Source organism: Kosakonia sp. ML.JS2a, from assembly GCF_025642095.1.
Classification (GTDB): Bacteria; Pseudomonadota; Gammaproteobacteria; order Enterobacterales; family Enterobacteriaceae.
In genome coordinates this window covers 2,659,271-2,671,390 of the sequence record NZ_CP106754.1, presented here as the reverse complement: position 1 = coordinate 2,671,390, position 12,120 = coordinate 2,659,271, and the positions used below count along the sequence as shown (strand labels likewise).

Below are 12,120 nucleotides of genomic sequence, written 5' to 3'. Positions count from 1 at the left end.
GTGCGAACGGACAACGCGGGCGCATGACTTCGCTGTCAGCGTGTGACTCTGAGCGGCCAGTTAATCGGCGAGATACCATTGAGCACCGGGCGGGCGAACAGAAAGCCCTGGAAACGTTCAATGCCGACTGCTTCCAGCCAGCACCACTCTTCCACTTTTTCGACCCCTTCCGCCACCACGGTGATTTGCAGCTCTGCGCAGCAGTCAATGATGGCTTTGACAATCGCCTGTTTCGGGCCGTGCAGATGGATATCGGTCACGATCGTGCGGTCGATTTTCAGTTTGTCCGGCTGGAACTTCGCCAGAAGCGACAGCCCGGCGAAACCGGAACCGAAGTCGTCAATCGCCAGGCCAATACCGGCTGCGCGAAGCTGGCGAATAGCCCAGGTAAACTCTTCGTAACCTGAGATCACTTCGTCTTCCGTCACTTCAACGATAATCTGCCCGGGATCGAGATTGTTACGCGTAATCTGACTGAGCAAAATATCCACCGCGCCGGGGATTTTGACCAGTGACATGGGTAACAGGTTTATCGCCACTTTATGGTTGCCGATCCCCATACGGCTCGCCATCGCCAGCGCCCAGGCTTTGGACGCCAGATCGGCTTCATGCAGTTTATCCGGCGCGATGCTGGAGAAATACTCCAGCGGACTGCCGCCGTTTGGGCCGCGGATCAGCGCTTCGATAGACGAAATATTCCCGCGCAGCGGCTCAATGATTGGCTGAAACGCAAACTGGCACGGTTGATCGCCGGAGACCGGCGCATGAGTGCTGGTGAACGGTGGTGTCTTACAGACAAAGCACCAGTGTTCCGGCGACGTACTGCGTACCCGATCATTGTTATTCTGCGAAGCGATAAAATTACGGATAAATTTGTAGACCCGGTCGATACTGGCCAACTGGTAGCGCAGCGTGCCAAACCGCAGGATAGCGCGCAGCGCTGCTGCCGGCTTCATTACGCGTAAATCAAACAGCACCATGCCACGATCGACAAAGCGACGGCGTGGCGCGAAATCACGTAAGAGCTCCACCACATTACCGTGGCGATGATCCCGTTTAATTCGTTCAAAAACGGCGTTAACAGACGCCAGCGGCCCTTCAAGAACCTGCAAAAAATGATCGCCGTCGAACAGTAAGATGCCCGTTACCTGCAGTTGTGAATTACGCAGGCTTGCTCGCTCGACAAGGTTAGTCAGTTGAGAGGGATCTACTGTTCGATTCAGTCGGCTACGGTAAATCAAAGTCGCTAACACGAAATGCTGCCCTCAGAATGCCCACACAAAATCTACATAGATGCTGCCATCACGCCAGTCTAGCAAGAATGTTAAAATCTCGTCCGTCAATTAAGGGCCATTCTTTTAGCGTTCTCGTTGGCTTAAAATACTCAACCGTGCGCGATAGCCGTTGCGAATATGCTGACTGGCGGCGTCCTGGGCTGCCGCACGGTCGCGACGGGTAAGCGCATCGACAATCGCCTGGTGTTCACGTTTGGCTTCAAGGGTGCGCTCCGGCAACTCGTAGGTGGTGTTGCGCAGCAGCGACAGGTGAATGCGCAAATTATCCAGCATTTCATTCAGATAGGGGTTGTGCGTTGCGCGGTAAATCTGACGATGGAACACACGGTTATGGTCGTGCAGCGCTTTACTGTCGGTCAGCGTGGCTTCGATATCCACCATCTCCTGTAACAGCGCAATCTCCTCGGTGGAGGCAGCTGTGACCGCCAGATCCATAGCCAGACGCTCAAGACCTTCGCGAACGTCAAACAGCTGGCGCAGCCGCTCATAACTGATATGGGCAATGATCAGCCCACGCTGCGGGCCTGGCTCGGCAAGCCCGAGGGTCTCCAGCCGGTGAAGGGCTTCACGGATAGGTGTACGGCTAATTCCAAACTGTTCCGCCAGTCGTGTTTCCTGCAAACGTTCCCCTGGCTGCAGTTCCCCCGCTTCAATGGCGGAAAGCAAGATTTCAAAAGGCGTTAAGCCTGTGTCGCGACCCGTCGATTTCACGTTTAAGCTCCGTTTGTCTGTGTGATGACCCTGATAAAGGCTGGCACCCTGCCGTCGCACATCTTGCCACAGGATAGGTTACGTCTATGCTTTTTTTGTTCTTAGCTTATCTAAAAAACATCTTTTGACGTTTACGGAATGGCTGCTATGTTTATTTTATATTCATTGTATACAAATGAATTCAAATAAACACAAACACAGTTTCTGCTTTTTTATTTGTAGGCCAACACCAGGGATCTTCGTTTTACGATGACTAAAAAAAGAGAAGTTGCATTAACCCGTGGAGAACAGCTCAGCCAGTTTATCAGCCAGGCTCATCAACTCACCGTCCCCCCCGCCGTACGCCATGAAGCGAAACGCGCCCTGATCGATTATCTCGGCGTGGCGATTGGCGCGGTCAACGACGATGCCGTACACGCGGTTCGCCAGGTAGCCAAAACCTGGAACGCCGCCGGTGATGCGCGCATTTTCCTGTCGGGAACCACGGCCCCTGCGCTTGCTGCGCTGGTGAATGCCACCATGGCGCATGCGGCGGATTACGACGACACACACCCAGCCGGTGCAGGACACCCGGGCGGACCGTGCTGGTCTACCGCGCTGGCGATGGCGCAGGCGTATCCGGTCGATGAAGAGAACGTGCTGCTCGCGTTTATTACCGGATTTGAGGTGATGGCGAAACTGGGCGGCGGTTGGGTGCCGGGCGTCGGACGCAATCTGCAACGCCGCGGGTTCCACCCGACGTCAGTGGTAGGTCGCGCCGGTGCGGCTGCGGTTGCCGCCGCGATTTTACAGCTTTCTGAAGAGCAGATTCGCAACGCGTTGGGTGCTGCGGCGACCATGATGGGCGGCCTGCAAAAATCCTCCGGTACGCACGGCAAGCCTTTCCATGCCGGTAAAGCCGCGATGGACGGCATTATGGCGGCGCAACTGGCGGCAGAAAACTTCGTTGGCGCGCACCATTTCTATGAAGCGGACGGCTGGGTGAAAATCTTTATCCAGGACGGCAGCGCAGAGATCCCGCCGCTGGATTTTGGCGAAAGCTGGGAGCTGCTGACCAACGGTTATAAGCTCTACGCCAGCTGCCGCGGCACGCATGCGTCGATTGAAACTGCGCGGAAAATCTACCCGCAGCTGCAAGGGCGAAAAATTACCCGTATTAGCGCCAAAGTGCACCCGATGGGGATGGTCAACGCCGGGATTATGGATCCGCGCACCCCGCTGGAGAGCAAATTCAGTATCCCTCATTGCATTACCCTCGCCTTAAGTGGCTACAATTTGACGGACACCGATTTCACCCAGGCGGCCGTGGACGATCCGCAACCGCGCGCCCTGCTGCCGCTGCTACAGGTGGAGGCCGTTGAGGGTCAGTCCGCCAGTTCGGCATTTATCGATGTCTGGCTGGCTGACGGCGAGGTGCTGCACGCCCATACTGATGTCTATCGCGGTCACGCGCAAAACCCACTGAGCGATGAAGAGTTACGCGCCAAGTTTGACGCCCTCACCATTCCGGTTCTCGGTGCGGCGCGCAGCGCAGATCTCTATGATGCGGCCTGCCATTTCGAGCGCCCGGGCTCACTGGCCCGCATTACGGAACTGCTTGCAGGCGATCGCTGATTCTTTTTTTGCACAGGAACTCTGTTACATGACCATTGCCCGACAACTTGCCAGTAATTTGCTGGCGTTCTCCCGGCAGGCGTTTCCGCAGGCTGCATACAGCAACGCGCGTACCGCCATTATTGATACCCTCGGCGTTACGCTGGCTGGCGGCGTACAGGATGGCGCCAGTAAACTGCGGGCCGTCATTGTTCCGTCTGCCGCAAGTGGCAACAGCCGCGTCTTCGGCACTGAACTGAAACTGAATGCGCTGGACGCCGCCCTGTTAAACGGCGTTTCCTCTCACCTGCTTGATTTTGATGACTCTAACTCCTGGCTGCACGGGCATATCTCTGTGGCCGTCCTGCCTGCGCTGCTGGCGCTGGCGGATGAACAGGGTCGCCACGGCGAAGCGCTGTTGCGCGCCTATATCACCGGGTATGAAACCGCTGTGCGCATGGGGAAAGCGGTTAGCCCGTTCCAGTATCGTCATGGCTGGCACCCAACCACCACCGTGGGCGTTTTCGCCGGTGTTGCCGCCTGTGCGGTGTTGCTGGATCTCAATGAACAGCAAACGGCCACGGCATTGGCGATGACCGCGTCGCTGGCATCGGGGATCAAGTCGAACTTCGGTAGCGAAACCAAAGCGTTGGCCGTCGGTCAGGCTGCCCGCAGTGCGGTGATGGCGAGCAAACTGGCGAAAGAGGGATTCAGCGCGGGCGCGACGGCGTTTGAGCATCAACAGGGGTATTTCCACGTCTATAACGGCGAGGCGAATGTCGACCCCCTGCCACTGACGGAACGCTGGGACGCAACCCCCTTTATTCTTGATACGGTGAAAAGCAATAACTACAAATACTTCCCGTGCTGCTACGCGATCTTATCGCCGCTGGATGGCATTCTGGCGCTGCGCGAAGAGACCGGGCTTTCGCCGGAGACGATCGAACACATTTGCATCAAGGTCCACCCGATTCGTTTCCCGCACATCAATATTCCACAGCCAGAAAACCCGCTGGCCGGGAAGTTCAGCCTGCATTATTGCGTGGCACGCGCATTTGTCACCGGCACGCTGACGCTGGATGATTTTATTGACGATGCGCGCTTCTTCGATCCGGCAACGCAAGCCCTGATGCACAAGGTCACGCTGGAGAAACACGATGAAGAGATCACCCATAGCGCGTTTGTGACGCTGACCACCACCGATGGACGACAATTCAGCCAGCGCGTGGCGGGTGCGCGGGGTTCCAGCCCGGCAATTCCGTTGCCGGAAAACCTGATTGAACAAAAATTCCTCGACTGCGCCAGCCGCGTATTGTCTGCGGAAGGAGCACAGGCGCTGTATCAACGCCTGTTGCAGGATGATTACCGCTAACCGGATGTCCGAATGACCATCACTTGGATCCCACCGGAAATTTCGCCGCTGTTTGCTGGCGTAATGGTGTTTTGCAGTTTTCTTACTTCGGCGCTGACGGCGGCCATGGGCCTCGGCGGCGGCACGGCCCTGCTGGCGGTAATGGGGCTGGGCATGCCGGTCAGCAGTCTGATGCCGGTTCACGGCATGGTGCAAATGGGCTCGAACCTGAGCCGTACGCTGATCCAGCGTATGCACGTGGTGTGGCCGCTGGTGTTGTGGTTTCTGCTCGGCAGCGCGGTTGGTATTGCCGTGGGCGCACCGGTGGCCGCGATTATCCCGGACAGCCTTGCGCGTATTGCGCTGGGGTTGTTTATTCTCTGGTCGGTGCTACGTAAACGCGGAGAGCAAAAACCACTGAGCCGCCCGTTCTTTATCCTCGGCGGCGGCATCAGCAGCCTTGGCACGATGATTGTGGGCGCCACCGGGCCAATGGTCGCCGGGCTTATCAGCTCGCAAGGACTGAAACGCCAGCCGCTGATCGCCACCCACGCCACCTGTATGGTGTTGCAGCACGGGTTGAAGATCCTGGCCTTCGGACTGATGGGGTTTGCCTGGGCCAACTGGTTACCGGTGCTGGCGGCGATGATCATCAGCGGCGCGCTCGGTACCTGGCTGGGTACCCGGGTGCTGGATAATTTGCCCGAAAAACTGTTCCGCGTGCTGTTTCGTGTGACGATGATCCTGCTCAGTGCGCAACTGCTGTGGCAGGGTATAGAAGGATGGTTGAAATAATTCCTTACTTCTTTGGCGTATATGCTTTACTGAATTCGTTCTTTGCCAAATGCGTTGTGGACGAAGAACATAGGTATACAAACGGATGTGTTATTTAAAAAATAAATAAATACAGTTAGTTAACCTGACAATAACCCTTTAAAAAGGAATAGCCATGCTGAAGAAAACCCACCTTGCGGCGTCGGTATTGCTGCTGACGCTGGGGAGTTTTATTTTCCCTGCGCAGGCAGAAAACGCGCCCGCGACAAATGGCGACACGCTGAAGAAAATTAAAGCGCGCGGTGAACTGGTGTGCGGTGTTCACCCTGCCCGTCACGGTTTTGCCTCCATTGACAGCAAAGGCCAATGGGAAGGCCTGGATGTGGACTTCTGCCGCGCACTGGCGGCGGCGGTATTTGGCGATGCATCAAAAGTGCGTTTCACCCCACTCTCCACCGCCCAGCGTTTTGCAGCGATCCAGTCCGGCGAAGTCGATGTGTTATCACGTAACATTACCGCTTCTCTGACCCGTGATGTGTCGCTGGGACTGAACTTCGCTCCGCCTAACTTCTATACCGGCACCGGTTTTATGGTGCGCGCCAACAGCGGTGTGAAAAAAGTGGAAGATCTGGATGGCGCAACGGTGTGCATCACGCCGGGCAGCAGCACCGAGCAGAATGTGGCGCAGATTTTCTCGTCGCGTAACCTGCACTACACCCCGGTGGTGATCGAGAATAACAAAGAGTACGTTGCGGCTTACCTTGCCGGGCGTTGCGATGTGATCGCCCGCGACAAAGTGGCGTTGCCGGGCATCAAAACCTTTGATGCAGAAAAACCGGACGACCATATCATTCTGCCGGGCATCTACTCGAAAGAGCCGCTGGCCATGGCGGTGCGCAAAGGCGATGACCAGTGGTTTGACATTGTGAAATGGGTTGTTTACGCCACGTTTAACGCCGAAGAGATGAACGTTAACCAGAGTAACGTCGACGCTGAGCTGAAATCCACCGATCCGGATGTGCAGGGCCTGCTTGGCGTGACCGGTGGCTTTGGTCAGAAACTCGGCCTGGATGATAAATGGGTGTACAACATTGTTAAACAGGTGGGCAACTATGGCGACATTTACAACCGTCATTTCGGCCCGCAAAGCGCTGAACCGCTGGATCGCGATTTAAACAATCTGTGGACCAAAGGCGGTTTGCTTTACGGCCTGCCGATCCGTTAATCGCCGGGTCACCCCTGACTGTGGGGTGACCCTTCTCCACTCCCGTAACAACCTTGATGTTTAATGATGAAACAGACTGACAACTCCGGTGCGCTTGCCCTGGCGTCGGACACGACCCGGCCGTCCACCGTGTTTCGCCTTTTCACCTTTTTCGGCAGCAAGACCGTGCGCAGCTGGTGTTACCAGTTCCTGCTGGCGGCGCTGCTTTTAGGGTTTAGCTACTGGCTCTACAGCAATGTGGTGGATAACCTGCGCGCGCAGCGTATTGCCACCGGCTTTGGCTTCCTGCATCAGAGCGCGCAATTCGCCATTGGCGAGAAACTTATCGACTACACGCCGCGCGACAGCTACACCCGCGCGCTGGCCGTCGGTTTACTCAATACGCTGTATGTCACCGTGTGTGGCATTGTGCTTGCCACCGTGCTCGGTTTTGTTGTCGGTATCGGGCGGGTGTCCAAAAACTGGCTGCTGATGAAAGTGTGTGTCGGCTACGTAGAGCTGCTGCGCAACGTGCCGGTCATTTTGCAGGTGATCTTCTGGGCGGTGGTGATCCGTAATCTGCCCTCGCCGCGTGAGGCGATCATTCTGCCCGGCATGGGCTTTTTAACCAACCGTGGGCTGACCTTTACCGTCCCGGCGGCGCACAGCGGCTGGCTATGGACCTTGATGGCGCTGCTGGCGGCGTGTGTCATGAGTGTACTGCTCTCACGCGTCGCGCGTCGCTGGCGTGAGCATCACGGCAAAATGGTGCCGGTGGCCCGTCTGCGGACTGCGCTGATTATCGGCCTGCCGCTGCTGGTGTGGGTGCTTGCTGGCGCGCCGCACGAACTGAATCGCCCGGAACTCCGCGGTTTTAACTTTAAAGGCGGTTTTACCATCAGCCCGGAATTCACCGCGCTGCTGCTGGGTATTGCCCTTTACTCGTCGGCGTTTATTGCCGAAATCGTTCGTGCGGGTATTCAGTCGGTGCCCAAAGGGCAGCTCGAAGCGGCGCGGGCGCTCTCCTTTTCCCCGTGGCATGTGATGCGCCACGTGATCATTCCGCAGGCAATGCGCGTCATGGTGCCACCGCTGGCCAGCCAGTACGTCAGCCTGGCGAAAAACAGCTCCATCGCCGTGGTGGTGGGTTACCCGGAGCTGGCGAACATCAGCAATACGCTGATGAACCAGACCGGCCAGGCGCTGGAAGCGATCGCCATTATGATGGTGGTGTATCTGATTATCAGCGGCGCGACGTCCCTGCTGATGAACCTGTTTAACCGTTACGTCGCCATTAAAGAGCGCTAAGGAACCGTGATGCAAAACCCTGTGCTTTTCTGGCTGCGACGTCATCTTTTCAGCAGCGTCCTGCAAACGGTGCTGACACTCCTGCTGCTGACGGTGATCCTGCTGGTGGGATCATCATTGCTGCGCTGGGGCGTCATTAACGCTGTCGGGCTGAGCGGGAATGTGGAGCAGTGCCGGGCGGCGACTGGCGCGTGCTGGGCAGTGATTGGCGAGAAGTATCGCCCTATTCTGTTCGGTCTGTATCCCTATGATGAGCAGTGGCGTGCGGCGCTGGCGATGCTGGTGTGGTTTATTACCGTGGGGGGGGCGCTTTCCCCCGCCTGCTGGCATTCGCGCCTGTTATGGCCGTTGTGGCTCGTCTCGTTGACGACGATGTCGGTACTGATGAGCGGCGGCGTATTCGGTCTGAAACCGGTGCCCTCTGCAGACTGGGGCGGCCTGCCACTGACGCTACTGCTGTTTTCCGGCACGGTGATCATTGGTATGCCCGTCTCCGTGATGCTGGCGCTCGGACGGCGCTCCCCGTTGCCCTTCTTGCGCGGCCTGTCGGTGATATTTATTGAAGGCCTTCGCGGCGTGCCGCTGATCACCATTCTGTTTGTGGCAGTGAATGTTTTTCCGCTGTTTTTACCGGCGGATATGGAAGTCAACAAACTGCTGCGCATCATCATTGGTATTGCGTTGTTCTTTGCCTGTTACCAGGCGGAAGTGATCCGCGGTGGTTTGCAATCGGTTCCCCGTGGTCAATATGAAGCGGCGGCGGTGCTGAACCTCGGTTACTGGCACACCACCACCAAAATCATTCTGCCGCAGGCCTTGCGTATCTGCCTGCCGGCGGTGACCAACCATATTATCGCGGCGATGAAAAATACCTCGTTTGTGATCATTATCGGTCTGTTTGATGTGCTGACGGCCACCAGCGCGGTGATGCAGGATCCGCAGTGGCGTCGCTACTATATCGAGTCGTATGTGTTTATCGCCTCGTTGTATTTATTATTCGGCTTTTTGCTTTCTCGCTATGCCGTGTGGGTGGAAGGACGCATTGATGCCCGCCGTAACCCTGAAGGAGTCTCCTGATGCAAGACATGACATCGCGCGATGCGATAATTGAGATGAAATCGGTCAGCAAATGGTACGGGAAATTCCAGGTGCTGGACGAGGTGTCGCTGAGCGTGAAAAAAGGTGAACGCGTGGTGATCTGCGGCCCGTCCGGTTCCGGCAAGTCGACGCTGATCCGCTGTATTAACCGCCTTGAAGAGCATCAGAAGGGGCAGATTCTGGTGAACGGCATCGAAATGAACGACAACGTGCGCAACATCAGCCGGATTCGTTTGAGCATTGGCATGCTGTTCCAGCAGTTTAATCTGTTTCCGCATTTAAGCGTGCTGGATAACCTGATTATCGGGCCGACGCTGGTGCGCAAGATGACGCGACCGCAGGCAACGGAACTGGCGATGCACTATCTGGAAAAAGTGCACATTGCCAACCAGGCGCACAAGTTCCCGCTGCAACTTTCAGGTGGGCAACAGCAGCGTGTGGCGATTGCCCGTGCCCTGTGTATGCAGCCGGAAATCATGCTGTTTGATGAGCCGACCTCGGCGCTCGATCCGGAAATGATCAAAGAAGTGCTGGATGTGATGCTTGACCTGGCGGAGAGCGGCATGACCATGATTGTGGTGACGCATGAAATGGGCTTTGCGCGTACCGTGGCGGACAATGTGATCCTGATGGCCGATGGCCGCATTGTCGAGTCTGCTGCACCCGAAACGTTCTTTACGCAACCGGCGCATCCGCGTACTCGCCAGTTCCTCGATCAAATCCTCAGCCATTAATCTCCAGGCGGCGGTCTCTCCGCCGCCTGCGAACGCCGTAAAAATAAGCGACAGGCAACGTATTACCCTTGTAAAATATCATGTCTTTATCCACCCTGTTGTCATACGATTTAAGTATTGCTGTATCACTGAGCAGCACGTTACGCGGCAATGTTGCCTTTGAAATAGTGTTTTAATGTAAATACGGCTATTTCTGCTGTTAACATTTTTGTTTGTCCGGCGATTATTTTTCACCCTTTATCGGATGTCTGGCTGATAATTTAGCTTAAGGGTTTACTTATCTCCTGGGAAATTTTGCGCTGTCTTTTTTTTGTCGCAAATTCATAACAATATTTAAAAATTAAGGCGTAAGCATGACTAAAAAAATATTTAATGTTGCTACTTTCCGTTGCCGATAAGTTCGTGGAAAATGCACAGGTAATAACTAACAACAGTCACTGGCCGGTAAATTAATCACACGTATTACCGCGTCAGCAAAACTCATTGATTGCGATCCATCGTGGAGTTTTTTTCATGAAGCGTAACACTCATGTTACACAAAAAGAGTTTTTGCTTAACGACGGTACGACGTTGCTGTCGACAACAAATACGCACAGCCATATTACTTATGCCAATACGGCCTTTATTGACGCCAGCGGATTTAATGAAGATCAATTAATGGGCGCGGCGCATAATATTATTCGCCACCCGGATATGCCCCCTGCGGCATTTGGCGATATGTGGTTTACCATTCAACAGGGTGACAGCTGGACCGGGATGGTGAAGAACCGTCGCCAGAACGGCGATCACTACTGGGTTCGCGCCAACGTGACCCCTATTTATCAGCAGGGGCAGTTAACCGGTTATATCTCTGTGCGTAATATTCCCGAACGCGCAGAAGTGGATGCCAGTGCAGCCCTCTATCAACAGGTTAATGAGAATAAACTCAAAGGCTATCGTTTCTATAAAGGGCTGGTGGTGCGCCGCGGTTTATTTTCTTTTTTATCTCTTTTTCAGCGCATCAATGTTTCAAAACGTATCAACCTGGGCAGTATAATTACGGCTGCCCTTCTGGTTGCATTACAATATACGGACGTCAATGCTGCCACCAAAGCGGGCGCATCTATTATTATTCTCGGACTGCTTTCTGTTTTTTTGCAGAGCCAAATATCGCGTCCATTGAAAATAGTTTTATCGCAAATGCAGAAAGTGGTTTCCGGGCGTAAAGCCGACTACCGGCATTTTAACCGCGTGGATGAAATTGGTTTGTTAATGCGACTGGTTAACCAATCCGGGTTGAACCTCAGTTCACTGGTTGGGGATGTTTCCGCACAGATTAACGGTATCCGTACCATTAGCGGGCGCATTACCAGCGAAGGCGAATCCCTGCAAAAACGCACCGAAGAAACCTCCGCTGATTTGCATCAAACCGCCGCTGCGGTGGAAGAGATCGCCAGCGCGGTACGGCAAACGGCGGAAACGGCGTCCGATGCAATGGCCCGCGCCGATGAAACCAGCGCCAGCGCCATGAACAGCGGCGATGTGATGAAGAAAACCATCACCATGATGCAGGCTGTCTCCGCGGACAACAATAAAATCGTCGACATCATTGGCGTGATTGACAGCATCGCTTTCCAGACCAATATCCTGGCGCTGAATGCCGCAGTTGAAGCGGCACGTGCGGGTGAATCCGGCCGTGGGTTTGCCGTTGTGGCCGCCGAAGTGCGTAACCTGGCGCAACACTCAGCTTCTGCCGCACGCGAAATCCAGACGTTGATCGAACATAACGTGGCGAACGTGAAAAGCGGTGTGGAAATGGTTGAGAAGACGGAAACACACCTGACGGCCATGATCGACAGCGTGATTAATATGTCGACGATGATCAAAGAGATTGGCGTTGCAACGCATGAACAAACTCAGGCGCTGGAGTTGATTAATCAATCGGTTTCCCGCATCGGCACGATGACGCACAACAACACCGGGATGGTGGAACAGGTGACCAGCGCGGCCGAAGATCTCTCTGAACGCGCCGCCCGCCTGCATCGCGCGGTACATGTTTTTGGCGGTAGCTGA

At 55.2% G+C, this 12,120-nt stretch carries 10 protein-coding genes; 8 read left to right on the top strand and 2 right to left on the bottom strand.

Features of this window, described 5'->3' with window-relative positions:
* Positions 1-35: 35 nt before the first annotated feature.
* Together N7922_RS12720 and N7922_RS12715 are read right to left on the bottom strand one after the other, a co-directional pair.
* Positions 36-1,253, bottom strand: coding sequence for a diguanylate phosphodiesterase (locus N7922_RS12720; RefSeq protein WP_263096596.1), 1,218 nt, complete (start codon positions 1,251-1,253; stop codon positions 36-38).
* A gap of 105 nt (positions 1,254-1,358) precedes the next feature.
* On the bottom strand, positions 1,359-2,006 hold the full coding sequence (locus N7922_RS12715) for a GntR family transcriptional regulator (protein WP_263096595.1): 648 nt from the start codon (positions 2,004-2,006) through the stop codon (positions 1,359-1,361).
* A gap of 249 nt (positions 2,007-2,255) precedes the next feature.
* Between N7922_RS12715 and N7922_RS12710 the strand changes: the two genes are divergently transcribed.
* The 8 genes from N7922_RS12710 to N7922_RS12675 all read left to right on the top strand — a co-directional run bounded on the left by N7922_RS12710 (position 2,256) and on the right by N7922_RS12675 (position 12,120).
* A complete protein-coding gene (locus N7922_RS12710) occupies positions 2,256-3,620 on the top strand; it encodes an MmgE/PrpD family protein (protein ID WP_263096594.1) in 1,365 nt (454 codons plus the stop codon).
* Positions 3,621-3,648: 28 nt separating this feature from the next.
* On the top strand, positions 3,649-4,971 hold the full coding sequence (locus tag N7922_RS12705; protein WP_263096593.1) for an MmgE/PrpD family protein: 1,323 nt from the start codon (positions 3,649-3,651) through the stop codon (positions 4,969-4,971).
* Between the two features lie 12 nt (positions 4,972-4,983).
* On the top strand, positions 4,984-5,745 hold the full coding sequence (locus tag N7922_RS12700) for a sulfite exporter TauE/SafE family protein (protein WP_263096592.1): 762 nt from the start codon (positions 4,984-4,986) through the stop codon (positions 5,743-5,745).
* Positions 5,746-5,899: 154 nt separating this feature from the next.
* On the top strand, positions 5,900-6,949 hold the full coding sequence (locus tag N7922_RS12695) for an amino acid ABC transporter substrate-binding protein (protein WP_263096591.1): 1,050 nt from the start codon (positions 5,900-5,902) through the stop codon (positions 6,947-6,949).
* Positions 6,950-7,012: 63 nt separating this feature from the next.
* Positions 7,013-8,236 carry an amino acid ABC transporter permease gene (locus tag N7922_RS12690; RefSeq protein ID WP_263096590.1) on the top strand — a complete coding sequence of 408 codons (1,224 nt, stop codon included), beginning with the start codon at positions 7,013-7,015 and terminating at the stop codon, positions 8,234-8,236.
* Between the two features lie 9 nt (positions 8,237-8,245).
* Entirely contained in the window at positions 8,246-9,313 is a 1,068-nt protein-coding gene (locus N7922_RS12685; RefSeq protein WP_263096589.1) for an amino acid ABC transporter permease, read from the top strand.
* 8 nt (positions 9,314-9,321) lie between these two features.
* Positions 9,322-10,068 (top strand): amino acid ABC transporter ATP-binding protein, encoded by a 747-nt coding sequence (locus tag N7922_RS12680; protein WP_317633856.1) that lies wholly within the window; start codon positions 9,322-9,324, stop codon positions 10,066-10,068.
* Positions 10,069-10,581: 513 nt separating this feature from the next.
* The gene (locus N7922_RS12675; RefSeq protein ID WP_263096587.1) at positions 10,582-12,120 is read left to right on the top strand and encodes a methyl-accepting chemotaxis protein; all 1,539 of its coding nucleotides are present in this window, start codon (positions 10,582-10,584) and stop codon (positions 12,118-12,120) included.